Origin of the sequence: Polymorphobacter multimanifer (assembly GCF_014205635.1) — a bacterium.
GTDB lineage: Bacteria > Pseudomonadota > Alphaproteobacteria > Sphingomonadales > Sphingomonadaceae > Sandarakinorhabdus > Sandarakinorhabdus multimanifer.
Window position 1 is genome coordinate 22838 of sequence record NZ_JACIIV010000008.1, and the last position, 25778, is coordinate 48615.

Consider the following 25778-nt stretch of genomic DNA (forward strand, 5'->3'; position numbering starts at 1 on the left):
ATGTTGTGATAACCTGACGTCAACCGCTGTCTGGTCTGTTAGGCTGCACGTATGAACTGCATGGCTTCGGGGGAGCAATGCCCAGAATCCGATATTTTTCGCCAACGCCCGCGCTCGCACATTGTGTCTCGTCCTATTTCTGGTTCGAGTTCGAGCGGGCGCATTTTGCCGATCTCTCGCGCGCCGAGCTGCCGCAGATCCGCTTCCTGGTGCAGGGTGTCGGCACCAACCATTATGAGGATGGCCGGGTGGTGGCGGGCATGCGCACGCAGTTGCAAGGCCCCACCAGCGCGCCAGTGCGCTTCACCGGCATCGGCCCCATGGCAATCTTCGGCCTCGGGTTGCTGCCCGAGGGCTGGGCGCGGCTGATTGGCGAGCCTGCCGACCGATTGGCGGATCGCTGCATCGATCTGTCCGATGTGCTGGGCCCGGATGTGGAGCGCGTGTTCGACCGGCTGCTTCTGGCGACCGACGATCGCGCGCGCGTGGCGGCTGTCGACGGCTTTCTGCTGGCGCACATGGCGCGTGGGCGCTCACCGCCTGTGTGGTTCACCCGGCTGGCCGATGACTGGTTGACCGCCTCGCCCAATCCCGAGGTCGACAGGCTTGTCGAAGCATCGGGCATGTCACAGCGATCGGTGGAGCGGCTTTGCAGGCGGTTGTACGGCGCCTCACCCAAGCTGCTGGCGCGCAAGTACCGCGCGCTGGGCGCTGCCGTGCGGCTGGGGAACGGCGAATCGCTGGAGGATGGGGATTGTGCCGACGGCTTTTACGACCAGGCGCATTTCATTCGCGAGTTCAAGCAGTTCACCGGCATGACGCCGAAGCGGTTCGTGGTCGAGGCCACGCCTGTCACGCGGCTCACCATTGCCCGCAAGCGGCTGCTGCCGGGCTTGCCGAAACTGGCGCTCTACAGCTGAAGCGGTTGACTATCGGGGCTGGCGTTGCCATGTAAGTCGGACTGATTTCCTCCACTATGAGGATCGCCGATGATCCGCCTGACCAACCTTGCCGATTATGCCGTTGTGCTGATGACAGCCGTGGCGCGCGAGCCCGAGCAGCGCTTTTCCTCGGCGCGCGCGGCCGAGGTGACGACGATTCCGGCGCCCACGGTGGCGAAGCTGCTCGGCACGCTGGCGCGCGGCGGACTGCTGCTGGCATCCCGCGGGGTGGCCGGCGGTTTCGTGCTCGCCCGCCCTGCCGCCGAGATCAGCATCGCGGCGATCGTCGAGACGGTGGACGGACCGATTTCGCTCACCGCCTGCGTCACCGGCGAAGCGCATGATTGCGTGATCGAGGGCGTGTGCGGCGTCCGCGGCCATTGGGGGCCGATCAATGCTGCGGTAAGGGCAGCGCTCGAAGCGGTGAGCCTTGCCGACCTGCTCAAGAAGCCGGCGGCAACCGCCTGCACCACCCGCGAGTTGGCTTAACGGAATGAATAGCATGACCGACCAGATTGCCCCCTTGGATGCTCCCGTGCAGGACGCTGCAGCGCGCGCCGCAGTGGCGGATCTCAGCACGTACAAATGGGGCTTCAGCTCGGACATCGAGCAGGATTTCGCGCCCAAGGGCCTGAACGAAGATACCGTGCGCTTCATTTCCGCCAAGAAGGGCGAGCCCGAATGGCTGCTCGCCTGGCGATTGAAGGCCTATGCCAAATGGCTGACGATGGAGGCCCCCGACTGGGCCAAGCTCGATATCGCGCCGATCGACTATCAGGACGCCTATTATTACGCCGCCCCCAAGGCGCGCCCCACACTCGCCTCGCTCGACGAGCTCGATCCGGAAATCCGCCGCACCTATGAGAAGCTCGGCATCCCGATCGAGGAGCAGAAGATGCTCGCAGGCGTCGAGGGTGCCCGCCGCGTCGCGGTCGATGCGGTGTTCGATTCGGTCAGCGTCGCCACCACCTTCCGCGCCGAGCTCGAAAAGGCCGGCGTCATCTTCCGCTCGATCTCGGAAGCGGTGAAGGAATATCCCGAGCTGGTGAAGAAGTGGCTCGGCACCGTCGTTCCCGCGCACGACAATTACTTCGCCTGCCTCAACAGCGCGGTCTTTTCGGACGGCACCTTTGTCTACATCCCCGAAGGCGTGCGCTGCCCGATGGAGCTTTCCACCTATTTCCGCATCAACGCCGCCAACACCGGCCAGTTCGAGCGCACGCTCATCGTCGCCGACAAGGGCAGCCATGTCTCGTATCTGGAGGGCTGCACCGCCCCGATGCGCGACGAGAACCAGCTCCACGCCGCCGTGGTCGAGCTGGTGGCGCTCGATGATGCCGAGATCAAATATTCGACCGTGCAGAACTGGTATCCGGGCGATGCCAACGGCTTGGGCGGCATCTACAATTTCGTTACCAAGCGCGCCAACTGCATAGGCAAGCGCAGCAAGGTGAGCTGGACGCAGGTCGAGACCGGCAGCGCCATCACCTGGAAATACCCGAGCTGCGTTCTCTCCGGCGATGATTCGGTCGGCGAATTCTACTCGGTCGCGGTCACCAACAACCGCCAGCAGGCCGACACCGGCACCAAGATGATCCATCTGGGCCGTAACACCAGGTCGACCATCGTCAGCAAGGGCATTTCCGCCGGCCGCAGCCAGGGCACCTATCGCGGGCTGGTGCGCATGGCCGCCACGGCCGAAAACGCCCGCAACCACACCCAGTGCGATTCGCTGCTGCTGGGGTCGGACTGCGGCGCCCATACCGTGCCCTATATCGAGGTCCGCAACCCCAGTGCCACGATCGAGCACGAGGCCACCACCAGCAAGATCTCCGAGGACCAGCTCTTCTATGCCCAGTCGCGCGGCCTCGATGCCGAAGCCGCGGTGGGACTGATCGTCAACGGCTTCTGCAAGGAAGTCCTCAAGCAGCTGCCGATGGAATTCGCTGTCGAGGCCCAGAAGCTGCTGGGCATTTCACTCGAAGGGAGTGTCGGATGATCCGCGCGATAATCGCAACCACCGCCCTGCTGGCGCTCGCCGCCTGCGACGCCCCCACGCCGCGCGTGGACACCGAAGGCCAGGCGGCGCGTGGCGACATGGACGCTGCCACCAGTGCCTTTGCCGGCTGCATCGACAACCAGGCGCAGACGATCGACGTGGCGGGCGAAGCGGCCGGCACGTTGGCCATCCGCGCGACTTCGGCTTGCGGCAGCGAGCGGGCGGCACTTGTCGAGACGGTCGCCGCGTTCAACCGCATCGGCTATCCGAGCCGCACGCCCCAGCAGATCGATGCCGTGGCCGAAGCCTCGGTGAAAGTGCTCGAGGACGAAGCCCGCAATGCCGCCGTGGTCACCATCGTCAAGCGCCAGGGCGAAACCGCGCCCGCCCAAACCCCTGCAGAAGGCCAGTAAACTTCGTGCTCACCATTGAAAACCTCAGCGCCGAAATCGACGGCAAGACCATCCTCAACGGCCTGACGCTCAGCGTCGGCGCCGGCGAAGTGCATGCCATCATGGGCCCCAATGGCTCGGGCAAGTCCACGCTCTCCTATGTCCTCGCCGGCCGCGCCGGCTATGAAGTGACCGGTGGCTCGGTCACCTTCATGGGCAAGGACCTGCTGGCCATGGCTCCGCATGAGCGCGCTGCCGCGGGCGTGTTCCTCGGCCTGCAATATCCCGTGGAAATCCCAGGCGTGTCCAACCTGCTTTTCCTGCGCACCGCGCTCAATGCCCAGCGAAGCTCACGCGGCGAAGCGGAAGCCACGGGTGCGGAATTCATGAAGGCCGCAAAGGTCGCTGCCGCCGACATGAACCTCGATTTCGAGATGATGAAGCGCAGCGTCAACCAGGGCTTTTCGGGCGGCGAGAAGAAGCGCAACGAAATGATCCAGATGGCACTGCTGGCGCCGAAGCTCGCGATCCTCGACGAGACCGATTCGGGCCTCGACATCGATGCTTTGCGCGTGGTTTCGGACGGCATCAACCGCATGCGGTCGCCTGACCGTGCCACTCTGCTCATCACTCATTATCAGCGGCTGCTCGATCATGTGCAGCCCGACCGCGTCCATGTCCTCATGGGCGGCCGCATCGTCCGCTCGGGCGGGCCGGAGCTGGCATTGCAGCTCGAAGCCGAAGGCTATGCCGGCATCGCTGCCGAGGCCGGGCTTTCCAACATCATGGACGCCGCTGCATGACAGCGCTTCCGACCCTGTTGCCCACACGGCGCGACGAGGCCTGGCGCTATGCCGACCTGAAGACGCTCGGCGCGATCTGGCCGGCGCGCCAGCAGCAGGTGCGTTCGCTCGCCGGTGCGGCGCTGACGCTCGACGACCGGATCACTGGCAATGGCTGGACCGATGAGCGCATCGAGATCAGCGTCGGCGAAGGCGGCAGCCTGACCGGCACCATCGAGCAGGCGATGGACGCAGATGGCGTAACGACCCAGCTCTACGCCATCACCCTCGCGGCCGGTGCGCGCGCCGATCTTACCCTTATCAACAGTGGCGGCCGTTACGGCCGGCTGGCGCTCGACATTTCGCTCCACGAAGGGGCAACGCTCGATCTCGGCGGCGCCATCGTCGGCGGCAGCGACCAGACGCTCGAAATCGTCACCCATGTCCGCCACCTCGGCCCGAACGCCACCAGCCGCCAGACCGTCCGCGCCGTGCTCGGCGGCACGGCCGTCGGTAGCTATCTCGGCCAGGTTGCCGTGGCGCGCGCCGCGCAAAAAACCGATGCCGAGCAGAGCTTCAAGGCACTGCTGCTCGATCGCGGCGCCACCGCCAACGCCAAGCCCGAGCTCGAAATCTTCGCCGATGACGTCAAGTGCGCGCACGGCGCCAGTGTGGGCGAGCTCGACAAACTGGCACTCTTCTACTTCGAATCGCGCGGCATTCCGCCCAAGCAGGCCGAAGCCCTGCTGGCACAGGCCTTTGTCGACGATGCCATCACCCGGCTGCCCGAAGGCGATGCCCGCGCCGCCCTGCTGGCACGGCTGGCGTCGCTGGTGAGCGCCCGCTGATGGCAACAGCACCGCTCATGCCCCGTTCGCACCGCGATGATTTCCCCGGCCTCGCCGGCAATTGGGCCTATCTCGATACCGCTGCCACGGCGCAGAAGCCGCAAATGGTCATCGATGCCATCGCGCGCGCCTATGGCACCGATTATGCGACGGTCCACCGCGGCGTCTATGCTCGCTCCGCCGACATGACCGTGGCGTTCGAAGCGGCGCGCGAAAAGGTGGCGCGCTTCATGGGTGCTGCCAGCCCGAACGAAGTCGTCTTCGTGCGCGGTGCCACCGAGGGCATTAATCTCATTGCGCAAAGCTGGGGAGAGCGCCTCGAAGCCGGGGATCGTATTCTTATCACCCAGCTCGAACACCACAGCAATATCGTTCCCTGGCAACTACTTGCCGCGCACAAAAACTTGCATCTCGATGTGGCGCCGATCACCGCCGATGGCCGGATCGACGAGGCCGCCCTCATCGCCATGATAGGCCCGCGCACCCGGCTCGTCAGCATCGCGCATGTCTCGAACGTGCTCGGCAGCGTGGCTGATGTCCCGCGCATCGCCGCTGCAGCGCATGCCCAGGGCGCGCTGCTGCTCGTCGATGGCTGCCAGGCTGCTCCGCACATGACGCTCGACATGACGGCATTGGGTGCAGACTTTTACGTCTGGTCGGGCCACAAGCTCTACGGCCCCACCGGAATCGGCGTCCTCTGGGCGCGCGCCGACATCCTGGAATCGATGCCGCCATGGCAGGGCGGCGGGGCGATGATCGAGACGGTCACCTATGAGCGCTCCACGTTCGCGCCGCCGCCGCAGCGCTTCGAGGCCGGCACGCCGCACATCGCCGGCGCCATCGGCCTCGCCGCCGCAGTGGACTATGTCGAAAGCATCGGCCTCGATCATATCCAGGCGCATGAAGCCGAGCTGGTCGCCGCCACCCGCGCCGCACTCGGCCAACTCAACAGCGTCCGCCTGTTTGGCCCCGACGATTCCGCCGGCATCGTCAGCTTCGCGATCGACGGCGTCCACCCGCACGATATAGGCACCATCCTCGATGAGGCCGGTGTGGCGATCCGCGCCGGGCACCATTGTGCCCAACCGCTGATGGGCGTGCTCGGCGTGCCCGCCACCGCACGCGCCAGCTTCGGCATCTACAACGACCTCTCCGATGTCGCGCGGCTCGCCGCCGGCATCGAGCGCGTCACCCGCATCTTCGGAGCGCAAGAATGAACGAACAGTCCAAATTCGAGATCGAGGAAGTCAGCGAAGCGCGCGCCGTGCCCAAGGCGCCGCCGTTGCGTGCCATGCTCGACCGCGAGCCCGACTATCTCGACGGCTTTCTCAATGCCAAGCCCGAGGCGGAGGCCGCCGAAAGTTCGGGCGATGTGCTGGTGGACGAGATCGTCGCAGCGCTCCGTCAGATCTACGATCCCGAAATCCCGGTGAACATCTATGATCTCGGCCTCATCTATAATGTCGAGGTGGCGAGCGGCCATGCCGATGTGACGATGACGCTGACCACCCCGCACTGCCCGGTCGCCGAGACCATGCCCGGCGAAGTCGAGATGCGCGTCATTTCGGTCCCCGGCGTTGCGAGTGCGGATATCCACCTCGTCTGGGATCCGCCCTGGGACCCCGGCAAGATGAGCGACGAGGCCAAGCTCGAAATGGGAATGCTCTGATGGACGCCCCCACCCTCACACAGACCGTGCGCCGCCCCCGCGCCGCCCCGGTCACCGTCACCCCTGCCGCGTCGGACAGGATTGCCGCGATCCTCGCCAAGGCCCCGGACGATGCGATCGGCGTGCGGCTGACGACGCCCAAGCGCGGCTGCTCGGGGCTGGCCTATGATCTGCAATATGTCACCACCGCCAAGCCCGGCGACGAGCCGGTGGAGACGCCGGGTGGCACGCTCTTCATCGATGGCGGCAGCCTGATGTACCTCATCGGCTCGGTGATGGACTGGCAGGAGGATGATTTCTCCGCCGCCTTCGTCTTCAACAATCCCAATTCAAAGGGCGCCTGCGGCTGCGGCGAATCCTTCACCGTATAAATGGGGTCCGGGGCCCGAGGCCCCGGCCGCCGGAGGCATTCCTTGTGTTCCCCGATACGCGTACCGCTGCCCTTGAGCAGCTCGAAGCCTTCCTGCCTCGCGCCGGCCGCGCCTATGCCTCGAGGCGCAATCACGACACCGGCCCCGGCACTGAGCGCACCACCTCGATGCTCTCCCCCGCCATCCGCCGCAAGCTGATCACCGAGGCCGAAGTCTGCGCGCGGGTGATGGCGACGCAGGGGCATGCCGCGGCCGAAAAATTCATCCAGGAAATCTGCTGGCGGACCTATTGGGTCGGCTGGCTGCAGCAGCGCCCCGGCGTGTGGGCGCGCTACCGCGAGGAGCTGGCAGCCTCGCAGGAGCGCGTGGACCTCGACCGTGCCCCGCAGCGCCGCTATGCCGCCGCTCTTGCCGGCGAGACCGGCATCGATGCCTTCGACGGCTGGGCGAAGGAGCTGGTCGAGGCCGGCTGGCTGCACAACCATGCACGGATGAACTTTGCCAGCATCTGGATCTTCACGCTGCAGCTGCCGTGGCAGCTGGGCGCGGACTTTTTCTACCGGCATCTGCTCGATGCCTGCCCGGCGTCGAACACGCTGAGCTGGCGCTGGGTGGCGGGGCTGCAGACTGCGGGCAAGACCTATCTCGCCAACCCCGAATCGATCCGCAAGATGCACCCGCGCTTTCGGCTGGAGGCACCGCTGGCGCGCACGGCGATCGCGCTGCCGGCGGACGATCCCGGGCCCCCGCGCGGCATCCGCCCGGCGCAGCAGTTCGACGATGGCAAGCGCACCGGGCTGTTCATCACCACCGCCGACCTGTCGCTGGAAACCGAAATCCTGCCGAAGCTGGTGGCCGTTGCAGCGACGAGCCGGATCGGCGGCGCCCCTTCACCGCTCAAGTGCGCCCATGCCGAAACTGCCCTCGCCGATGGCCTGGCGCGCGCCGCCGCGCATGCGCAAGTGGAGGGCGAACGCCTCGATGAGGAGAACCCCATCGAAGCGATGAGGGCCTGGGTGGCGCAGCACGGCCTCGAACAGGTGGTGACCGGCGAAGCCCCGGTGGGGCCGGAAGCCGAGCGGCTGGCAGCACTCGAAGCCGCCGGCATACCCATCGTGCGCGTGCGGCGGCAGTGGGACGATCTCGCCTGGCCCCAGGCCTCGAAGGGATTTTTCGCCTTCAAGGCCGCCATCCCCAGATTGCTCGCGACTGTGTGATGAACATCTGCCAAGCTGCTGCCATGCGTATCGTGTTCCTTGCCCTTCTCCTGACCGGCTGTGTGAGCACGGCAGCGAAGATCGTCACGGCACCGGTGCGGATCGTTGGGGCAGGGATCAACACCGCGGTCGACGCCACCACAACGACGCAGCGCGAAGCTGATGAAGACCGCGGCCGTGCCATCCGCAAGCAGGAAGAGCGCGACCGCAAGGCTGTGAAAAAGGCCGAAAAGGAGCGCCGGAAAGCAGAGCGCGAAGCTACTCGACGATTTGATTGAGCTCGACGAGCGTCCCGTCGGGATCGAAGAAGTTGCAGCCGATCACGCGAATGACAGGCCCGCCGTTCCGCCCCGGATAGCGCTGCTCGCGTGGCTCGGCGGTGAAGGTCACTCCGGGCACTGACTTCGCCATCGCACAGCGCCTGGTCGCATCATCGGTGTTGAGGATCAGCACATGGCCGCCGGCCTTGAGGCGCTTGGGATATTCGGGATCGGCTTCCAGCGGCGGGTCCGAATATTCCATCAGCCCGATCCAGCCGACGAACGGATCATTGCCGTTGAGCAGCACCAGCCGCACCTTGTTGCCGGGCACGCCGGCGGGCAGCGCCACCCCCGACACCGTCAGCGGCTCGTCGTAGTTGACCCTGAGGCCGATCACGTCGCGGTAGAGCTTGAGGCTGTTCTCCATGCTGCGCACCAGGATGGTGAGGCGGCGCACATCGGTGGGCAGCCGCTCCTTCGGCGCCTCGACACCCGCCGCAGCCTTGCCGGTCGCCGTCTGTGCCGCCACGGGTGTGGCCAGCAGCAGCGCCATCGCCATCAGGATTCGCATCGCGTCCTCCTCAATCGTCCGGCCCGAGGCTCGGGTCGAGATCGCGCGGACGAATGAACTGCGTCAATTGCGCGCGGCCACCATCAACCTGCGCCCAGCGTTCGATGTCAAGATCGAGCCGCGCCAGCGTCGCGGTCGGATATTTCAGCTCGGCATCGTCGCGCGCCGGGCCGGAGCCGCGCGGCACCAGCTCGAGCAGCAGATCCTCCAGCCCCGGATTGTGCCCCACCAGCAACGCATGCTGGTGATGCGCCGCGAAACCCGCGACCAGCTCCACGAGCGTCGCCGAGGAGCTGAGATAGATGCGTTTTTCGTAGATCGGTGCCAGCGGCACGCCCAGCCCTTCCTCCACGCCCTCGATCGTCTGGCGGCAGCGCACGGCGGGCGAGGCTGCGACATGATCGAATTCGGGCATCTCCTGCTTGCGCTGGGCGGCGCGCAACCATTGGCCGATGCTCACCGAAGCGCGGCGGCCGCGATCGTTCAATGGCCGGTCGAAATCGCGCAACAACGGGTCGTCATAGCCCGATTTGGCATGGCGCAGCAGCGTCAGCGTCTTCACTCGGCGTCCCCGATGGAGTCTGGCTCGATGGAGCCTGGATCATCATCATGGCAGGGCACGGCCCCCTGCGGCAAGCCCGCGATGATCGCCACCGCCTGCGCCAGCGTGACCCTGTCGACCGGCGTCCCGGCGGGGAATGCCGCCTGCAGCCGCGAGGGGGCTGCCGCCCCGATCAGCACGAAATGCCCGCGATCGTCCGCCCGGCGAATGAGCCGGCCGAACGCCTGCGCCAGCCGCCCCATCACCACCCGGTCGTCATAGCCCTGCGCGCTGGGGGCGGCGGCGCGCCGTGCACTGTGCAGCACGGTGGGCCTTGCCCAGGGCACCCCCTCCATCACCACCAGCCGCAGCGATTCGCCGGGCACATCCACCCCGTCGCGGAGCGCATCGGTGCCGATGAGCGAGGCCTTCGGCTCGGCGCGAAAAATGTCGACCAGCGTGCCGGTGTCGATCGGATCGACATGCTGGGCATAGAGCGGCAATCCGGCGCGGGCGAGCGGATCGGCGATCCGCGCATGCACCGCGCGCAGCCGCGCAATGGCCGTGAACAACCCCAAAGTGCCCCCTCCCGCCGCCTCGATGAGCGCCCGAAAGGCCTGCGCCAGCCCCGAAACATCCCCCTTGCGCACATCGGTGACGATCAGCACCCGCGCCCGGCCGGCATAATCGAACGGGCTTTCCACCGCGAAATGCCGCGCAGGAGCGGGCAGGTGACGCGCCCCGGTCAGCGCATCGGCTTCCTCCCAATTGTCGTCCCCGCCCCGCCCCCGCAGCGTCGCGGACGTGATCAACACGCCTTGTGCAGGCGCCAGCACGCCGCGCGCGAAGGGCAGCATCGGATCGAGCCAGTGCCGGTGCAGGCCGATATCATAATCCCGGCCATCGACGCGCGGGATCGCCAGCCAGTCGACGAACACCGGGTCCGCCGGGCCGCCCAGCCGCGCCAGCAGCCCCCCCCAGGCCGCCAGCAATTCGCACCGCAATTTCAATCCGTTGGCTGCCCCCTCCACCCGCGCCCGGCCCGAGGTATCGAGCCAATCGGGCGGATCGTCGAGCGCCGCCTCCAGATGCGCCGCCAATGCCGCCATCGGCCCGCTCAACTTGCCCAGCGCCGCACTGGCCGCAGCACCAGCGTCGACAAGAGACGGCAAGGGATCGGCAATTTCGGTTTCCAGCCCATAGGCCGCATCGACATCGCGCGCCGCGGCATGGGTAAGCAGTTGCGCCCGCACCGCCGCCAGCAGTGTCTCGATCGGCCCTTCGGGCTCGCCGCCCCCGGCGCGCGCCAGCCAGGCATCGGACGGCAGCGCCCTCGCGGCCGATGCGATGCGCTCGACCAATTCGGCCGCAGCATCGTCATAGCTGGTGATGTCCGCCAGCCGTGCTGCCAGCCCGCGCCGCCGTCCGGTTTTGGCGGTCGGTGGCCCGAGCAGCCAGTTCTTCAGCTCCACCGCCTCGCGCCCGGTCAGCGCCACCGAAAATGCGTTGTCGGCCGCGTCGAACAGATGATGGCCTTCATCAAAGACGATCCGGCTCAGCGACTGGCCTTCGGTGCGTCCTCGCACGGCGTTGATCATCACCAGCGCATGGTTGGCGATGACGAGATCGGCCTGCGCCGAGGCGCGCGTCGCCTTTTCGATGAAGCAGGTGCGGTAATGCGGGCAGGCGGCATAGATGCACTCGCCGCGTCGGTCGGTGAGCCCGGCAAAGCTGGTGCGGCCGAAAAGCCGCGGCAGCCAGCCGGGGAGGTCGCCGCCCACCATGTCGCCATCGCGGCTGTACTCGGCCCAGCGCGCCACCAGCTGCGCGAAATGCGCCGCGCGGTTCTGGAAGCCGCCCTGCACGGCATCCTCGAGGTTGAGCAGGCAGAGGTAATTTTCGCGGCCCTTGCGCACCACCACGCGGCGCGTCTCGGCACCCGCCGGCGTCGCCGGCAAACTCGCCATGCCCGGCACCACCCGCGCCGCCTCGGCATCGAGCTGGCGCTGCAACGCGCGGGTGTAGGTGCTCAGCCACACCGCACCCCCCGCCGCCTCGGCCCAGCTGATCGCCGGGGCGAGATAGCCGAGCGTCTTGCCGATGCCGGTGCCGGCTTCGGCGAGCACGACCTGGGGCCGGCCGGGGGCGGTGCGCGGCTGGAAGGCCTGGGTGACGGCGGCGGCATAGTCGCGCTGGCCGGGTCGCGGCTCGGCGCGGTCCCCCATGATACTCGCCAACCGCGCCTGCACAGCACTTGCATCGAGCGTCACCGGGCGGGGCGCCTCGCGCGGTGCGCCTTCCTCCCAGCGCGGCAGGGCGGTGAACAGGCTGCGCTCGGGCGTTTCCGGCGCCTTGAGCAGCGGCCGCACCAGCCCTGCCCACGGCCAGCGGTGCCGGGCCAGCCCCGCGAACACGCCATGCGCCCCGCGTCGCGCCGTCCAGCCAGGGTCGACCAGCGTACCCAGCAGCGCACGCGCGGCGCGCACCAGAAACGCCGTGTCCGCGTCTCCGCCCGGCCCGTCGATACCCAGCGCCTCCGCCAGTCCGCGCGGCGTGGGCACGGCGAAACGCGCGGGATGCACGAAGGCAAAGAGCTCGAGCAGATCGAGCCCCGAAAGCTCGGGGTAACCCAGCCGGCTCGCGGTGACGGGCGCGTTGATCATCAGGTGCGGCGTGTCTCCGGCGCGGGCGATCGCCTCGCGGCGCGATACGCCAGACGGCGGCCCGCCCTCGCGCGCCACCCACACCCCGGCATGGGTAGCTATGAGGGCGTCGGGAACTTGTCCGCGACCCCAATGGGCTTGCGCGCCCGAACCATCACCGCCAGAAGCCATGCGACAGGGATAGACGAGAAATGACTGACCAAGAAACACTCCGTGCTGCCGCTCTCGAAAACAAGGCCTGGCCGTTCGAGGAGGCGCGCAAGCTGCTGGCGCGCTACAAAAGCGGCTTCCCAGCCGAGGGCGTGTTGTTCGAGACCGGCTATGGCCCCTCGGGGCTGCCGCACATCGGCACCTTCGGCGAAGTCGTGCGCACCACCATGGTCCGCCGCGCCTTCGAAGCGATGGCGCCGGGCGTCAAGACGCGGCTCATCGCCTTTTCGGACGATATGGACGGGCTGCGCAAGGTGCCCGAAGGCGTGCCCAACCCCGAGGTGCTGCGCGAAGCCCTGCACAAGCCGCTGACGCAAGTGCCCGATCCGTTCGGAACCCATTCCAGCTTCGGCGCGCACAACAATGCCCGGCTGCGGGCGTTTCTGGACAGCTTCGGCTTCGAGTACGAGTTCCTGTCCTCCACCGAATGCTACCAGGCCGGCCGCTTCGACGCGACGCTGTTGAAAATCCTCGCGAATTACGATGCGGTGATCGACGTCATCCTGCCCACGCTGGGGCCGGAGCGGCGCGCCACCTATGCTCCCTTCCTGCCCATCGACCCGGTGTCGGGCCATGTGCTGCAGGTGCCGCTGGTGGCGCGCGATGTGGCGGCCGGAACGGTGAGCTATATCCGACCCAATAGCAGCGGGGGCACTGACGAGACCGTCACCGTTCCCGTGACCGGCGGCCATTGCAAGCTGCAGTGGAAGGTCGATTGGGCGATGCGCTGGGTGGCGCTCGGCGTCGATTACGAGATGGCGGGCAAGGACCTGATCGACTCGGTCACCCTTTCGAGCCGCATCGCTCGCGTGCTCGGCGCCGAGCCGCCGGCGGGGTTCAATTACGAGCTGTTCCTCGATGCGCAGGGGCAGAAGATCTCCAAGTCCAAGGGCAACGGCCTCACCATCGAGGAGTGGCTGGTCTATGGCCCGCCCGAGAGCCTGGCGCTCTACATGTACCAGAACCCGCGCAAGGCGAAGCGGCTGCACTTCGATGTGATCCCGCGCGCCATCGACGAATATGGGGACTTTCTGGCGCGCTATCCCGAGCAGCCGATCGAGCAGCAGCTCGGCAATCCCGTCCACCATATCCATGAAGGCACGCCGCCGGCTGCCGCCCTGCCGGTGACGTTCGGGCTATTGCTCAACCTGGCTTCGGTCGCCGCGACGGACGATCCGGCGAAGCTATGGGCCTATGTGGCACGCCAGGCCCCCGGCACTTCGCCGGAAAGCCATCCGATGCTCGACCGCCTGGTGCAGCATGCTGCGGCCTATGCGCGTGATTTCGTCGTGCCGCATCTCGCCCGCCGCGCCCCGACGCTGCAGGAGGCGGAAGCGCTGCGCGACCTCGATGCCCGGCTTGCGGCACTCGGTGCGGGAGCGGCAGCCGAAGCCTTTCAGGAGCAGGTGTACGAGGCTGGCAAGGCGCACGGCTTCGAAAACCTGCGGGACTGGTTCAAGGCGCTCTACGAAACGCTCATCGGCAGTTCACAAGGCCCGCGTATGGGTAGCTTCATTGCGCTTTACGGGCTCGATGAGACACGCGGCCTCATCGCCGGAGCCCTGGCCCGCGTATAGGTTGCCATGATGAAATCAGCCCTGCTCGCCCTTGCCCTTCTGGTCGCCGCTCCCGCCCATGCGGCGGCGGAGGACAGTTTTCGCGAGGGGCGATGGGCCGAAGCCGCGCGCGAGGGCCGCGCCGAAGCCACGGTGCAGAGCCTGATCTATGCCGGCCGCGCCAACCTCTGGCTTGCCGGCTACGAGACCACCGAAAAGGCGCGCGCCGAAGCGTTGATCGCTGCCGCCGAGCGGGATTTCGATGCCGCTCTCGCCAAGGCGCCAAGCAATGTCGATGCGCGACTGCAGAAGGCCGTGGCGATCGGCTACCGTGCCAAGCTCGCCAAATCGCCGGGGCTTGCCAAGGACAGCCGGAATCGCTTCGTCGCCATCCGCGACGCCAACCCCGAAAATCCTCTGGCGTGGTCCGCCGTCGCCGGCTGGCACGGGGGTGCCGTAGCCTCGCTTGGTGGCTTCATGGCCGGCACCGTGCTCGGCGCCAAGGCGAGCGAGTTCGAGGCCGGCTTTGCGCGTGTTTTCCAGCTTGCCCCGCGCAACCCGGCCTATCGCACCCTTTACGCAATCGGGCTGCTCGACCTGACGCCCCGGAACGCCGCCAAGGCCAGCACGGCGCTCAAGGGCATCGAGACCCTGCCCGCTGCCGACGCTTTCGAGCGATCGCTGCGTGATCAGGGCGCCCGCGTTGCAGCAGCACTGGCCAAGGGTGACGCCAAGGCAGCGCAGACGCTGGCGCGGCGGCTGTCGGCCTTCGGGACGCTGGCCTGAGGTCTAGCGCCGACCGCGCTTGATGCCGCGCGGGACGCGGGACTGGCCGACGCGGCGGCCGGTCCGGACGCGGTCCACCCGCGGGCGGGGCGTTTCTGAGCCGCCTTCGCCGAACGGCAGCTCGAAGCGCAGCGACCCGGTGATCGGGTTGGCCTCGACCAGCCGCAAATCGAGCCGCTGGCCGGCCACATAGCGCGTGCCGGTCTCGATGCCCTCGAGCACCCGGGCATCCTCGTCATAGACGAAGCGCTCGTCGCCGAGCGTGCTCACCGGCACCAGCCCATCCCCGCCCAGCCCGTCGACCTGGGCGAAGAAACCGAACTTGGCGACCCCGGTGATGCGGGTGCGCATCACTTCACCAACCTTCTCCGAAAGATAGGCCGCCACATAGCGATCGAGCGTGTCGCGCTCGGCCTCCATCGCCCGGCGCTCAGTGAGCGACACATGCTCGGCGGTGCGCCCCATTGCCGCCTGGCCGGCATCGTCGATGCCGCCCTCGCCAAGGCCCCAGGCGCTGACCAGCGAGCGATGCACGATCAGATCGGCATAGCGGCGGATCGGCGAGGTGAAATGCGCATAGGAACCGAGCGACAGGCCGAAATGGCCTTTGTTTTCGGGTGAATAATAGGCCTGGGTCTGGCTGCGCAGCACCTGCTCCATCACCTGGGTGGCATGGTCCTCGTCTTTCGTGCGCGTCAGGATGCGATTGAACGTGGCGGGCTTGATGACCTGACCAAGCGCGAATGGGATGTCGAAGGTCTCCAGCCAGTCCTTGAGCGCCACCAGCTTCTCGCGGCTCGGGGACTCATGGTCGCGGTACATGCAGGCGGCTTTTTTCGCCTCCAGCGCCTTGGCGGCCGCGACATTGGCGGCGATCATGAAATCCTCGATCAGCTGGTTGGCGGGGATGGTTTCCCGCAGCGCAATCGAGGCGATGCGGCCCTTCTCGTCGAGCACCACCCGGCGCTCGGGCATGTTGATTGCCAATGGCTCGCGCTTGTCTCGGGCGGCCTTGAGCAGCGCCCAGCATTCCCACAGCGGCTTGAGTGTGGCGAAATGCTCCCCGGACCCGGCATCATGCGACGCCTGTGCCTCCTCATACGCGATGTTCACCGTGCAGCGGATGACCGAGCGGGCAAAACGCTGGCGCAGCACCTTGCCTTGCGCGTCGATGTGCAAATGGCAGGCAAGCACGCCGCGGTCCTCGCCCGCCACCAGCGAGCAGACATCGGCAGAAAGCCGCTCGGGGAGCATCGGCACCACGCGATCGGGGAAATAGACCGAATTGCCGCGCGCCCGTGCTTCACGGTCGAGGCTGCCGCCGGGGCGGACAAACCAGCTCACATCGGCAATGGCAACAATGGCGTTGAAGTACCCAGGATTTTCGTCATCGGGTGCTGCCCATACAGCATCGTCATGGTCGCGCGCATCGGCTGGGTCGATGGTGAGAAACGGCAGGTGCCGCAGATCCTCGCGTGGCCCCAACCCACGCTCGGCATTGGCATCGGCCTCTTCCAGCGTCTCGGCTGAAAACACATGGGGAATGCCCTTGGCATGAATGGCGATGAGCGAAAAGGCGCGCGGGGCGAACGGGTCTCCCAGCACTTCGACCACGCGGCCGTGCATCGCCGAGCCGCGGCCGTGCGGCTCGGCGAGCACCAGGTCTCCCAGTTGCGCATCGCCGAGTTCGCTCAGCGCCAGGTCGAAGCGCGCCTTCTTGTCGACGGGCACCAGCCGGTGCGAAAGCCCGTCCTTGCGGACAATGCCGAGCACGAATTCGGCCGACTTGGGGAGCAGCTTCATTGGAAAGCCGGTGTAGCCGCCGCCAGCCTCCTCGATCCGCGCCAGCACCCGATCTCCGATGGCCAGCACCGCACGCTTGCCGCGCTCCAGCACGCGCACCCGCGGGGGCGGGCCGGCACCGTCCCAGCGATCCGGCACTGCGAACAGCCCGGCATCGCTCGAATCGACGATCCGCAGCACGGTGACCTTGGGCAATCCGCCCCCCTTGTGGAGGGTGCGACCGGGTCCGAGATCGAGCTGGCCATCGTCCTGCATCCGCTTGAGCAGGCTTTTCAGCGCGATCTTGTCGGCGCCGTGCAGCCCGAAGGCGCGCGCGATCTCGCGCTTGCCGACCGCCGCTGGCTGCGTCTTGATCCAGTCGAGGATTGCTTGCGGTGTGGGGAGGTCGGCCATCGCAGCCATCATGCCCCACTTGCCGCCGCCGCCACCAGCCCCCATTAGCAGGCGGAGATGCAGCACATGTCCGCCCCTCCTGCAGGAAAAGCCGATTTCGCGATCCTGAAGCGCTTCCTGCCCTATCTCTGGCCTGCTGGCCGGCCGGGGCTGAAGGCGCGCGTCGTCGTGGCGATGCTGTTCGTGCTGCTCGCCAAATCGACGCTGCTGGTGATGCCCTTCGCCTTCAAGGGCATCATCGACCGGATGGCGCCGGGGCTGGAGGCCGGCATCGATATCGCGGTGGCGCTGGTGATGGCCTATTCGCTGGCACGCTTCGGCGGTGTACTGTTCGACAATATTCGCAATGCCGTGTTCGAGAAGGTCGGGCAGGATGCGGCGCGGCGGCTGGCGCTCGATGTGTTCAGCCATATCCACAATCTCAGCCTGCGCTTCCACCTGACGCGCCGCACGGGTGCGCTCACCCGCATCATCGAGCGCGGCACCAAGAGCATCGACACAATGCTCTACTTCCTGCTGTTCAACATCGTGCCGACCGCCTTCGAGCTGACGGCAGTATCGGTCATCTTCTGGTTCAAGCTCGGGCCGCCGATGATGCTGGCGGTGCTGGGCATGATGCTCGCCTATATCGGCTTCACCCAGAAGGTCACCGAATGGCGCGCCGCCCTTCGCCGCGAGATGGTCGATACCGACAACAGGGCCGCCGCGCGCGCCGTGGACAGCCTGCTTAACTACGAGACGGTGAAATATTTCAACGCCGAGTCGCTCGAGCGCCACAATTATGGCGCCGCCATCCAGCGCTACGCCCGGGCAGCCACCCGCTCCGAAACCTCGCTTGCCTGGCTAAATATCGGCCAGTCGCTCATCACCAACCTGATGCTGGCGGCCGCGATGGCCTTCACCGTGCAGGGCTGGGCGAGCGGCCGCTTCACGCCCGGCGATGTGGTGCTCATCAACACGTTGCTCATCCAGCTGTTCCGGCCGCTCGACATGCTCGGCATGGTCTATCGCGAGATCAAGCAGGGGCTGATCGACATGGAATCGATGTTCGCGCTTATCGACACCCCTGCCGAAATCGCCGACGCTCCCGGTGCGCCCGACCTGGCGGTGCGCGGCGGCGAGGTGCGCTTCGACGATGTGCGCTTCGCCTATGAGGCCGACCGCGAGATCCTCCACGGCATCGGCTTCCACATCCCTGCCGGCCGCACCACGGCGGTCGTGGGGCATACGGGGGCGGGCAAGAGCACGCTCAGCCGCATCCTCTACCGTTTCTACGACATCAGCAGCGGCAGTGTGACAATCGACGGGCAGGACATCCGCAGCGTGACGCAAGCCAGCCTGCGCGCGCAGATCGGGATCGTTCCGCAGGACACCGTGCTGTTCAACGAGAGCATCGCCTACAACATCGCCTATGGAAAACCCGGCGCCACCCAGGCTGAAATCGAGGCGGCCGCGCGGGGGGCGAGCATCCACAGCTTCATCGAGCGGCTGCCGCAGGGGTATGATACGCCCGTTGGCGAACGCGGGCTCAAGCTTTCGGGCGGCGAGAAGCAGCGCGTTGCCATCGCCCGCACGCTGCTCAAGAACCCGCCGATCCTCATCCTCGACGAAGCGACGAGTGCGCTGGACAGCACCACCGAGGCGGAAATCCAGGCTGCGCTGGGTGCGGTGGCGCAAGACCGCACCACGCTCGTCATCGCCCACCGCCTGAGCACCATCACCTCCGCCGACGAGATCCTGGTGATGGACCAGGGCCGGATCATCGAGCGCGGGACGCACGAAGCGCTGCTTGCGCGCAGTGGCCGCTATGCCGAAATGTGGGCGCTGCAAGCGGCCGAATCGCGTGCCGAGGCGATGGCTGCGGAGTAGACGGCGCTCAGGTTCGTTGCCACTCGCGGCGCGTCATGCCCACGAAGCCGCTGCCCAGCCCTTGCGAATTGCGCAGCAGCACATCGCGCAGGTTTCGCGTCGCATCGATTGCAGCCAGCCCCATGTCTGTGAACGCCAGCCGGCGGTTGTTGGGGTTGCCCCAGACATGCTCGCTGAGCAGCGGATTGGTGAGCGCTTGCGAAAACGCATCCATCGCCACCATTGCCGAGACGAGTTCGGGCAATGGCCCGTTCTTCTCCACCCGCTCGGCGAACAGCCCCACATAGAATTCGACATTGTCGACATCGCCGTAAAGGCCTTGCAGCCGGGCTGCGAGTGCTGCCAGCCGTGCGGCTTCGGCCGGCTCGTCGCTGGTGCCCACAATCGCTGCAAAGTTGCGTGCCGGCTCCATGCCGAGCGCAATGCGATAATCATTGTAGCCGGCGACATTGTTCTGCCGCGCCTGCGCGATGGCCTTGACCTCGGCATCGAGCAGGAAGGAGGCCGAGTTTTCCAGCCCGAGTGCCGAGGTGCGGTTGGCGGATACCTGGACGAACGCCTCGGCGAGCCCGGCACCCAGCAGCGGGCGGTTGTCGAGCAGCATCGCCCGACCGGGGACAGTCGCGCCGCGCCATTCCACCGTCTCCTTGACCAGCCCATGCCAGCGGTAGAGCAGGCTGAACTCCACGGTCATCCAGTTCGGCCGGTTCCACGGCGCTTTCCACGCGCCGCTGGGGTCCGACTGCAGCGGAAACTGCGTGGTGTTGATGTGGTTGATATATTCCTCGACCACGATCTTGATGAACATCACGATGACGATGTTGCGCGCGGTTTCGAACACGCGCTCATCGTCCCAGTCCGGATGATCGGCTTCGAGCCGTGCGGACAGGCGGTTGTGTTCGCGCAGCCAGAGCGTGTTCATCATCGCGGTCTGCGGGGCGGCATTCACCCGGTCCCCGCCCACAGCGAACATCGTGGCGCGTCCCGCCGGCTGCGCCTTGTCCAGCCCCAGCGGCATGTCGAGGAGCGGTTTGCCTTCGGCATCGGCAAAGGGTGCTGCGATCGTGCCATCGGCCGCGAACAGAAACGGTGGATATTCCTCGCCGCCGATCATCTGGCTTTTCAGCCGCCCGCGCGCACCCCGGGTTTCGCTCATCGTGCGAAGCAGCCGCGTTTGTGCGGGGGTGCGCCCGTAAAGCGGGCTCATGTCGATCTCGTGGTTCGAGGTGGTGCGCCGCCGGTCGGTCAGCGCATCGTCATTGCTGAGCTGGGTTCGGATAAACCCATCGGTCAGATATTGCGCAAACGCCGGAAAAAGCCCGGTCGATTTTGCGCAGAGCCGCTGCGGCTGGGTGTCCGGCCGCGCGAACAATGCCGCCGCGTCCGCCAGCGGTGGCCGCCGCGTGCCGAGTGCTTCCACATCCGGATAGGGTTTCGCCGGCAGCAATCGCGCGTTCCAGCTGCGGTCGGTCAGCCCGGTCCAGGAGATATAATCATGCTTGGTTGTCCAGGGATGGGGGCGACCCCTTGCCACCTTCACGGCACGATCGATGACAAAGCGGTTCACATCATCATCGAGATCGAGCGCATCCAGCGCCCGCACCAGAAATGACAGCAACGACATCCTGACCTCCCCCCATTGCGTGTGCGACTCGCGCCACTTCGAAATGGTCTCATATCTTCCCCCGCAGCACCAACGCGCCTACACCGCCGCCATGGTCATCACCCGCTTCGCCCCCAGCCCCACCGGGCGCCTGCACGCCGGCAACATCCGTACAGCACTCGTCAACTGGCTGCTGGCGCGGTCGCACGGCGGGCGATTCCTGCTGCGCCTCGACGATACCGACGCGGCGCGCTCGACCGATGCTGCGGCCGCCGGCATCCGCGAGGATCTGGACTGGCTGGGATTGGCTCCCGACGATGAGGTGCGCCAGTCGGACCGGTTCGCGCTCTATGACGCGGCGCTGGAGACGCTGGCGGCGGCAGGGCGGGTTTACCGCGCCTATGAGACGCCCGAAGAGCTGGAGCTGAAGCGCCGCGTCCAGCAGGGTCGCGGGCTACCGCCGATCTACGACCGCGCAGCCCTGGCGCTCAGCGATGCCGATCATGCGCGCATGGCCACTGAAGGCCGCGCCCCCCACTGGCGCTTCCGACTCGATCATGCTGCTCCCATCCAATGGACCGATGGCGTGCGCGGCCCCTGCCAGTTCGATCCGGCCATGCTGTCGGACCCTGTGATCCGCCGTGCCGATTGCAGCTGGCTCTATCTGCTGCCCTCGGTGGTCGACGATATCGACATGCGGATCAGCCATGTCGTGCGCGGCGAGGACCATGTGTCGAACAGTGCGGTGCAGCTGCAGATGTTCGCGGCCCTGGGCGCCGAGCCGCCGGCACTCGCGCATCTGGCGCTGCTTACCGGCGCCGATGCCGCCCTGTCCAAGCGCATCGGCAGTGCCGGCGTTGGGGAGTGGCAGGCGGACGGCATCGAGGCACTGGCGGTGGTGGCGCTGCTGGCGCGGCTCGGCACCAGCCAGCCGGTGGAGCCGATCGCCAGCCTCGATGCGCTGGTGGAAGGTTTCAGCCTCGCACATTTCGGCCGAGCGCCGGCGCGCTTCGATCCCGCCGACCTTGCAGCGTTGAGCGCACGCATTCTGCATGGGTTGCCTTTCGAAACGGTCGCGGCGCGCCTTCCGGGCCTGACCGAACCGCTTTGGCTGGCCGTTCGTGGCAATCTGGAGCGGCTGGAGGACGCCGCACGCTGGCAGGCAGTGATCGATGGACCGGTCCGGACCGACATCGACGTGGCCGAGCGTGAGTATCTTGGCCTCGCTGCCGACACGCTCGGGCAGCTGCCATGGCGCGATGAAATCTGGGCCGATCTGATCGCCGAACTCAAGGGCACGAGCGGCCGCAAGGGCAAGGCGCTGTTCCTGCCGCTGCGGCTCGCCCTTACTGGCGAAGCGCATGGCCCCGAGATGGCGGCGCTGCTGCCGCTCATCGGCCAGACGGCAGCGACCGAGCGACTACGGGCCGCCGCGAGCGGCTGAGCCAGCCGCTTCGCCGCACCGCTGGCGCTGCGGTGAATGGCGCATTATGTTGGCGCCATGTCGTTCCTCAATCCCTCGGCCGCCGATCGGCGCAAGCGCTTCCTCATCGTCGGGGGTGCGTCGGTGGCGATCACCGCGCTCGTCATGTTCGCCTTTCTGATCGAGAACCGCTCGGGCTACATGAAGCCCGATCCGAAGATCATCTATGCGGAAAGCTGGTCCGCCGATCGCACGCGCGAGGACGCGATTGCCGATCAGGTCGCCACAACCCAGGCCCGCGAAGCCAAGCTGGCCGAGGCACGCGACTATATCGACACGCTGAGCGGCCCCGCGCGGCAGGCGGCGCAGGAGCAATATGATGCCTATGTGGCCGGTGGTGCCATCCGCAAGGATGTGCCTTATGTTCCCGCGTCCGAACCGCCGGTGATGTGACCATTTACGACGACCGCTGGATGGGCGCCGCTCTGGCGCTCGCCAGCCGCGGTATCGGTACGACCTGGCCGAACCCTGGCGTGGGGTGCATCGTGGTACGCGGCGGGGTGGTGCTGGGGCGTGGATGGACGCAGCCGGGGGGTCGGCCGCATGCCGAAGCCATGGCGCTGGGCGGGATTGATGCCCGTGGCGCCACCGCCTATGTGACGCTCGAACCCTGTGCGCACGAGAGTGCCCGCGGACCGGCATGTGCCGATGGGCTGGTGGCGGCCGGCGTGGCGCGGGTGGTGGTCGCGGCACAGGATCCGGACCCGCGCACCAATGGTGTCGGCATCGCGCGGCTCCGCGGCGCAGGCATCGACGTAGCGACCGGCGTGCGCGCGGGGGAGGCCGCGGCATCGATGGCCGGCTTCTTCAGCCAGCAGCAGCGGCGCCGGCCGCACATCACGCTCAAGCTCGCGCTCAGCCTCGATGGCTCGCTGGCGCTGGCGGACGGCACCAGTCGCTGGATCACCGGGCCATGCGCGCGTGCCCATGCGCATCTGCAGCGCGCCCGCGCCGACCTGATGCTGGTTGGCAGCGGCACGTTGCGCGCCGATGCGCCGAAGCTCGATGTGCGGGTGCCGGGGCTGGAGGGCCGCACGCCTGGCCGCGCGGTGCTTGGGCGAGGGCCTGCACCCGCAGGCTGGCAGCATTTCAACTCGCTGGAAGCGCTTTGCCAATCCGCGGCGCATCATGTGCTGGTGGAGGGCGGTGCCGGCGTCGCTGCCAGCCTGCTCCGCGCCGATCTGGTTGATCGGCTGCTCATTTACCGCGCTCCCATCCTGCTCGGCGGCCGGCCCGGCATAGCCGACCTCGGCCTGGCCCAGATCGCGCACGATCGCTGGCGGGCCGAGCCTGTCGTCGCACTTGGGCCCGACCGGCTTGAGCCGTTTACCCGCATCCGTTAGGGCACAGCCATGTTTACCGGGATCATCACCGACATCGGCACCATCGCAGCGGTCGAGGACCGTGGCGACCTGCGCATCGAGGTCGCCACCAGCTACGACACTTCAGGCGTGGCGCTTGGTGCCAGCATCAGTTGCTCGGGCGTGTGCCTTACCGTCGTCGCCAAGGCACCCGGCCGGTTCAGCGTCGATGTCTCGGGCGAAACGCGCAGCCGCACCGCAGACGGGCAATGGGTGGCGGGCCGCCGCCTCAACCTCGAACGCGCGCTCAAGGTGGGGGACGAGCTTGGCGGCCATATCGTCACCGGCCATGTCGATGCCATCGGCACTATCCTCACCCGCACGGCCGAGGGCGGCAGCACGCGATTCGAAATTGCCGTGCCGGCGGAAATCGCCCCCTTCATCGCCCCAAAGGGCTCGGTGGCGCTCGATGGCGTTTCGCTGACCGTGAATGCCGTGGAAGACCGGGCGGAGGGTACGGTTTTCGGTATCAACATCATTCCGCACACCGCTGAATGGACAACCTTCGCCGGCGCGAAGCCCGGCGACGAGATCAATATCGAGATCGATGTGCTTGCCCGCTATCTTGCCCGGATGCGCCAACTCGTCGATTGACATTGAAATGTGATACGAGCAAGTCATTGTCACATTTTAATGTGAGGCACTGCACATGTCGCTGATCAGCCGGGTTCGCAATCTTGTCGCTGCTGGTGAGGAAACCCGCTCCGGGCTGGCGCGCGCTGCGGGGCTCCACGCCAATTCGCTCCGCAACCTTGAAGATGATGACTGGAATCCGACGACCGAAACGCTGCGCAAGCTCGAGGACTATCTCGGCAAGCGCGAGCAGGGGCCTGCCCTCTCGCCGATCGAGGAGATCATCAACGAAGCGCGCAACGGCCGCATGTTCATCCTTGTCGACGATGAGGACCGCGAGAATGAGGGCGATCTCGTGATTCCCGGCCAGATGGCGACGCCGGATGCCATCAACTTCATGGCGCGCCACGGCCGCGGTCTCATCTGCCTCTCGCTGTCGGCGACACGCGTCCGCCAGCTCGGGCTGCCGCTGATGGCGCAGCACAATGGCACCCACCACAGCACCGCCTTCACCGTCTCGATCGAAGCCCGAGACGGCGTCACCACCGGCATTTCCGCCGCCGATCGTGCCCGCACCATCGCGGTGGCCATCGATGGCAGCAAGGGGCCCGAGCATATCGTCCACCCCGGCCATGTCTTTCCGCTGGTGGCGCGCGATGGCGGCGTGCTGGTGCGCGCCGGCCATACCGAAGCCGCCGTCGATGTGTCGCGGCTCGCCGGGCTCAACCCGTCGGGGGTCATCTGCGAGATCATGAACGACGATGGCAGCATGGCGCGGCTGCCCGATCTCATCCCCTTCGCCCGCCGCCACGGCCTCAAGATCGGAACGATTCGCGATCTCATCGCCTATCGCCACCGCCATGACCGGCTGGTGGCCTGTGTGGCTGAGACCGAGATCGACAGCCATTTCGGCGGTCGCTGGCGGCTGAGCACCTATGCCAACACCGCCGATTATGCCGAGCACATGGTGCTGCAGAAGGGCCGGATCGAGCCGGGCAAGCCGACGCTTGTCCGCGTCCACACCATGTCGATGTTCACCGACCTGTTCCACGAAGCCAATGACCGTGCCGGCCAGCTGCAGCGCGCCATGCAGGCGATCGCCGACGAAGGGGCGGGCATCCTCGTCATCATCCGCGATGCCACCCCCACTGCCATCTCGTCGCAGATGCGCGCCAAGGGCCAGGGCGAGCCGATAGACCTGCGCGATTACGGCATCGGCGCGCAGATCCTCGTCGATCTCGGGGTGTCGGACATGGTGCTGCTGACCAACAAGCATCGCAATATCGTCGGCCTCACCGGCTATGGCCTCAACGTCGTCGGCGAGCGCGCGCTCCCGCCGCATCCGCTCGAAGGACAAGCAGCATGACGCATATCCTCATTGTCGAGGCCCGTTTCTATGACGCCATTGCCGATGCCGAATTGGCCGGCGCCGTGGCCGTGCTCGACGCTGCGGGCGCTACGCATGAGCGCATCACTGTGCCCGGTGCGCTCGAAATCCCCGGCGCCATCGCCCTTGCCGAAGCCACCGGTCGCTTCGATGGCTATGTGGCGCTGGGCTGCGTGATCCGCGGCGAAACTTTCCACTTCGAAGTGGTGGCGGGCGAAAGTGCGCGCGGGATCATGGCGCTCACGCTCGATGGCATGGCGATCGGCAACGGCATCCTCACCGTGGAAAATGAAGCGCAGGCCTGGGCACGGGCGCGAGCGAGCGAAAAGGACAAGGGGGGCGAGGCTGCCAAGGCGGCGCTGGCGATGGTGGCGCTGCGCGGGTCGCTGGGCTGAGAGGCCCTAAGCTGCATTCACGAAAAAAGCCCCGTGGCAAAGCCACGGGGCTCGTCGGACGGGTTCGGCTGGCATAGGGCCAGCCGCCCCGCCGTCCGGGCGCTG

General features: G+C 66.9%; 25 protein-coding genes. 20 read left to right on the forward strand and 5 right to left on the reverse strand.

Features of this window, described 5'->3' with window-relative positions; translation table 11 throughout:
• Nucleotides 1-77: 77 nt before the first annotated feature.
• From FHS79_RS06285 to FHS79_RS06335, 11 genes are all read left to right on the forward strand, one after another.
• A complete protein-coding gene (locus FHS79_RS06285; protein ID WP_184197063.1) occupies nt 78-920 on the forward strand; it encodes a helix-turn-helix transcriptional regulator in 843 nt (280 codons plus the stop codon).
• A 69-nt stretch (nt 921-989) separates the two neighbouring features.
• The gene (locus FHS79_RS06290) at nt 990-1430 is read left to right on the forward strand and encodes an SUF system Fe-S cluster assembly regulator (protein ID WP_207792244.1); all 441 of its coding nucleotides are present in this window, start codon (nt 990-992) and stop codon (nt 1428-1430) included.
• 13 nt (nt 1431-1443) lie between these two features.
• The gene (gene sufB, locus FHS79_RS06295; protein WP_184197066.1) at nt 1444-2940 is read left to right on the forward strand and encodes a Fe-S cluster assembly protein SufB; all 1497 of its coding nucleotides are present in this window, start codon (nt 1444-1446) and stop codon (nt 2938-2940) included.
• Nucleotides 2937-3353 (forward strand): hypothetical protein, encoded by a 417-nt coding sequence (locus tag FHS79_RS06300; protein WP_184197069.1) that lies wholly within the window; start codon nt 2937-2939, stop codon nt 3351-3353. Before sufB ends, FHS79_RS06300 begins: the two co-directional genes overlap by 4 nt.
• A 5-nt stretch (nt 3354-3358) precedes the next feature.
• Nucleotides 3359-4135 (forward strand): Fe-S cluster assembly ATPase SufC, encoded by a 777-nt coding sequence (gene sufC / locus FHS79_RS06305; protein WP_184197072.1) that lies wholly within the window; start codon nt 3359-3361, stop codon nt 4133-4135.
• Entirely contained in the window at nt 4132-4962 is an 831-nt protein-coding gene (locus FHS79_RS06310; RefSeq protein ID WP_184197075.1) for a SufD family Fe-S cluster assembly protein, read from the forward strand. Before sufC ends, FHS79_RS06310 begins: the two co-directional genes overlap by 4 nt.
• Nucleotides 4962-6179, forward strand: a complete 1218-nt coding sequence (locus FHS79_RS06315) for an aminotransferase class V-fold PLP-dependent enzyme (RefSeq protein WP_184197078.1) — start codon at nt 4962-4964, stop codon at nt 6177-6179. Before FHS79_RS06310 ends, FHS79_RS06315 begins: the two co-directional genes overlap by 1 nt.
• Nucleotides 6176-6631 (forward strand): DUF59 domain-containing protein, encoded by a 456-nt coding sequence (locus FHS79_RS06320; RefSeq protein ID WP_184197081.1) that lies wholly within the window; start codon nt 6176-6178, stop codon nt 6629-6631. The genes FHS79_RS06315 and FHS79_RS06320 overlap by 4 nt, the downstream gene beginning before the upstream one ends.
• A complete protein-coding gene (locus tag FHS79_RS06325) occupies nt 6631-7002 on the forward strand; it encodes a HesB/IscA family protein (protein ID WP_184197084.1) in 372 nt (123 codons plus the stop codon). The genes FHS79_RS06320 and FHS79_RS06325 overlap by 1 nt, the downstream gene beginning before the upstream one ends.
• A 44-nt stretch (nt 7003-7046) precedes the next feature.
• Nucleotides 7047-8219 carry an FAD-binding domain-containing protein gene (locus tag FHS79_RS06330; protein ID WP_184197087.1) on the forward strand — a complete coding sequence of 391 codons (1173 nt, stop codon included), beginning with the start codon at nt 7047-7049 and terminating at the stop codon, nt 8217-8219.
• Nucleotides 8220-8242: 23 nt separating this feature from the next.
• Complete coding sequence (locus tag FHS79_RS06335; RefSeq protein ID WP_184197090.1) at nt 8243-8497, forward strand: DUF6726 family protein; 255 nt, start codon at nt 8243-8245, stop codon at nt 8495-8497.
• On the opposite strand, the gene FHS79_RS06340 is transcribed toward FHS79_RS06335, so the two are convergent.
• From FHS79_RS06340 to FHS79_RS06350, 3 genes are read right to left on the reverse strand one after another with little or no spacing between them, the layout of a single operon-like run.
• Complete coding sequence (locus tag FHS79_RS06340) at nt 8478-9050, reverse strand: VOC family protein (RefSeq protein WP_184197093.1); 573 nt, start codon at nt 9048-9050, stop codon at nt 8478-8480. The genes FHS79_RS06335 and FHS79_RS06340 overlap by 20 nt on opposite strands.
• Before the next feature lie 10 nt (nt 9051-9060).
• Nucleotides 9061-9612, reverse strand: coding sequence for a SixA phosphatase family protein (locus tag FHS79_RS06345; RefSeq protein ID WP_184197096.1), 552 nt, complete (start codon nt 9610-9612; stop codon nt 9061-9063).
• A complete protein-coding gene (locus tag FHS79_RS06350) occupies nt 9609-12425 on the reverse strand; it encodes an ATP-dependent DNA helicase (RefSeq protein WP_184197098.1) in 2817 nt (938 codons plus the stop codon). Before FHS79_RS06350 ends, FHS79_RS06345 begins: the two co-directional genes overlap by 4 nt.
• Before the next feature lie 20 nt (nt 12426-12445).
• On the opposite strand from FHS79_RS06350, the gene FHS79_RS06355 reads away from it, so the two are divergent.
• Both FHS79_RS06355 and FHS79_RS06360 read left to right on the forward strand, forming a co-directional pair.
• On the forward strand, nt 12446-14041 hold the full coding sequence (locus FHS79_RS06355; protein WP_184197101.1) for a lysine--tRNA ligase: 1596 nt from the start codon (nt 12446-12448) through the stop codon (nt 14039-14041).
• A 9-nt stretch (nt 14042-14050) separates the two neighbouring features.
• A complete protein-coding gene (locus FHS79_RS06360; RefSeq protein ID WP_184197104.1) occupies nt 14051-14806 on the forward strand; it encodes a hypothetical protein in 756 nt (251 codons plus the stop codon).
• 3 nt (nt 14807-14809) lie between these two features.
• Here FHS79_RS06360 and FHS79_RS06365 read toward each other — a convergent pair whose 3' ends face one another.
• Nucleotides 14810-17047 carry a ribonuclease R family protein gene (locus FHS79_RS06365; protein ID WP_184197397.1) on the reverse strand — a complete coding sequence of 746 codons (2238 nt, stop codon included), beginning with the start codon at nt 17045-17047 and terminating at the stop codon, nt 14810-14812.
• A 12-nt stretch (nt 17048-17059) separates the two neighbouring features.
• Here FHS79_RS06365 and FHS79_RS06370 point away from each other — a divergent pair, with 12 nt between their 5' ends.
• Nucleotides 17060-18871: an ABCB family ABC transporter ATP-binding protein/permease gene (locus tag FHS79_RS06370; protein ID WP_184197107.1), complete on the forward strand. Its 1812-nt coding sequence runs from the start codon at nt 17060-17062 to the stop codon at nt 18869-18871.
• 7 nt (nt 18872-18878) lie between these two features.
• Here FHS79_RS06370 and FHS79_RS06375 read toward each other — a convergent pair whose 3' ends face one another.
• On the reverse strand, nt 18879-20495 hold the full coding sequence (locus FHS79_RS06375) for a peroxidase family protein (protein WP_243452713.1): 1617 nt from the start codon (nt 20493-20495) through the stop codon (nt 18879-18881).
• Between the two features lie 91 nt (nt 20496-20586).
• Here FHS79_RS06375 and FHS79_RS06380 point away from each other — a divergent pair, with 91 nt between their 5' ends.
• The 6 genes from FHS79_RS06380 to ribH are packed head-to-tail and all read left to right on the forward strand — an operon-like array spanning nt 20587 to nt 25673.
• The gene (locus FHS79_RS06380; protein ID WP_184197403.1) at nt 20587-21918 is read left to right on the forward strand and encodes a glutamate--tRNA ligase; all 1332 of its coding nucleotides are present in this window, start codon (nt 20587-20589) and stop codon (nt 21916-21918) included.
• A gap of 57 nt (nt 21919-21975) precedes the next feature.
• A complete protein-coding gene (locus tag FHS79_RS06385) occupies nt 21976-22350 on the forward strand; it encodes a hypothetical protein (RefSeq protein WP_184197110.1) in 375 nt (124 codons plus the stop codon).
• 20 nt (nt 22351-22370) lie between these two features.
• Complete coding sequence (gene ribD, locus FHS79_RS06390; RefSeq protein WP_184197406.1) at nt 22371-23300, forward strand: bifunctional diaminohydroxyphosphoribosylaminopyrimidine deaminase/5-amino-6-(5-phosphoribosylamino)uracil reductase RibD; 930 nt, start codon at nt 22371-22373, stop codon at nt 23298-23300.
• Between the two features lie 9 nt (nt 23301-23309).
• Nucleotides 23310-23912, forward strand: coding sequence for a riboflavin synthase (locus FHS79_RS06395; RefSeq protein ID WP_184197113.1), 603 nt, complete (start codon nt 23310-23312; stop codon nt 23910-23912).
• A 55-nt stretch (nt 23913-23967) separates the two neighbouring features.
• On the forward strand, nt 23968-25257 hold the full coding sequence (gene ribB, locus FHS79_RS06400) for a 3,4-dihydroxy-2-butanone-4-phosphate synthase (RefSeq protein ID WP_424022261.1): 1290 nt from the start codon (nt 23968-23970) through the stop codon (nt 25255-25257).
• Nucleotides 25254-25673, forward strand: coding sequence for a 6,7-dimethyl-8-ribityllumazine synthase (gene ribH, locus FHS79_RS06405; protein WP_184197116.1), 420 nt, complete (start codon nt 25254-25256; stop codon nt 25671-25673). The genes ribB and ribH overlap by 4 nt, the downstream gene beginning before the upstream one ends.
• The last annotated feature ends 105 nt before the right edge of the window (nt 25674-25778 follow it).

Excerpts from the sequence above, each read along its gene's own strand:
- FHS79_RS06380 (WP_184197403.1), top strand. The coding sequence starts at position 20,587 with ATGGTCATCACCCGCTTCGCCCCCAGCCCCACCGGGCGCCTGCACGCC.
- ribD (WP_184197406.1), top strand. The coding sequence starts at position 22,371 with ATGGGCGCCGCTCTGGCGCTCGCCAGCCGCGGTATCGGTACGACCTGG.
- FHS79_RS06370 (WP_184197107.1), top strand. The coding sequence starts at position 17,060 with ATGCAGCACATGTCCGCCCCTCCTGCAGGAAAAGCCGATTTCGCGATC.
- sufB (WP_184197066.1), top strand. The coding sequence starts at position 1,444 with ATGACCGACCAGATTGCCCCCTTGGATGCTCCCGTGCAGGACGCTGCA.
- FHS79_RS06395 (WP_184197113.1), top strand. The coding sequence starts at position 23,310 with ATGTTTACCGGGATCATCACCGACATCGGCACCATCGCAGCGGTCGAG.
- ribB (WP_424022261.1), top strand. The coding sequence starts at position 23,968 with ATGTCGCTGATCAGCCGGGTTCGCAATCTTGTCGCTGCTGGTGAGGAA.
- FHS79_RS06355 (WP_184197101.1), top strand. The coding sequence starts at position 12,446 with ATGACTGACCAAGAAACACTCCGTGCTGCCGCTCTCGAAAACAAGGCC.
- ribH (WP_184197116.1), top strand. The coding sequence starts at position 25,254 with ATGACGCATATCCTCATTGTCGAGGCCCGTTTCTATGACGCCATTGCC.
- FHS79_RS06315 (WP_184197078.1), top strand. The coding sequence starts at position 4,962 with ATGGCAACAGCACCGCTCATGCCCCGTTCGCACCGCGATGATTTCCCC.
- FHS79_RS06285 (WP_184197063.1), top strand. The coding sequence starts at position 78 with ATGCCCAGAATCCGATATTTTTCGCCAACGCCCGCGCTCGCACATTGT.
- FHS79_RS06350 (WP_184197098.1), bottom strand. The coding sequence starts at position 12,425 with ATGGCTTCTGGCGGTGATGGTTCGGGCGCGCAAGCCCATTGGGGTCGC.
- FHS79_RS06335 (WP_184197090.1), top strand. The coding sequence starts at position 8,243 with ATGCGTATCGTGTTCCTTGCCCTTCTCCTGACCGGCTGTGTGAGCACG.
- FHS79_RS06320 (WP_184197081.1), top strand. The coding sequence starts at position 6,176 with ATGAACGAACAGTCCAAATTCGAGATCGAGGAAGTCAGCGAAGCGCGC.
- FHS79_RS06375 (WP_243452713.1), bottom strand. The coding sequence starts at position 20,495 with ATGTCGTTGCTGTCATTTCTGGTGCGGGCGCTGGATGCGCTCGATCTC.
- FHS79_RS06290 (WP_207792244.1), top strand. The coding sequence starts at position 990 with ATGATCCGCCTGACCAACCTTGCCGATTATGCCGTTGTGCTGATGACA.
- FHS79_RS06365 (WP_184197397.1), bottom strand. The coding sequence starts at position 17,047 with ATGGGGGCTGGTGGCGGCGGCGGCAAGTGGGGCATGATGGCTGCGATG.
- FHS79_RS06325 (WP_184197084.1), top strand. The coding sequence starts at position 6,631 with ATGGACGCCCCCACCCTCACACAGACCGTGCGCCGCCCCCGCGCCGCC.
- FHS79_RS06360 (WP_184197104.1), top strand. The coding sequence starts at position 14,051 with ATGAAATCAGCCCTGCTCGCCCTTGCCCTTCTGGTCGCCGCTCCCGCC.
- FHS79_RS06340 (WP_184197093.1), bottom strand. The coding sequence starts at position 9,050 with ATGCGAATCCTGATGGCGATGGCGCTGCTGCTGGCCACACCCGTGGCG.
- FHS79_RS06385 (WP_184197110.1), top strand. The coding sequence starts at position 21,976 with ATGTCGTTCCTCAATCCCTCGGCCGCCGATCGGCGCAAGCGCTTCCTC.
- FHS79_RS06300 (WP_184197069.1), top strand. The coding sequence starts at position 2,937 with ATGATCCGCGCGATAATCGCAACCACCGCCCTGCTGGCGCTCGCCGCC.
- FHS79_RS06310 (WP_184197075.1), top strand. The coding sequence starts at position 4,132 with ATGACAGCGCTTCCGACCCTGTTGCCCACACGGCGCGACGAGGCCTGG.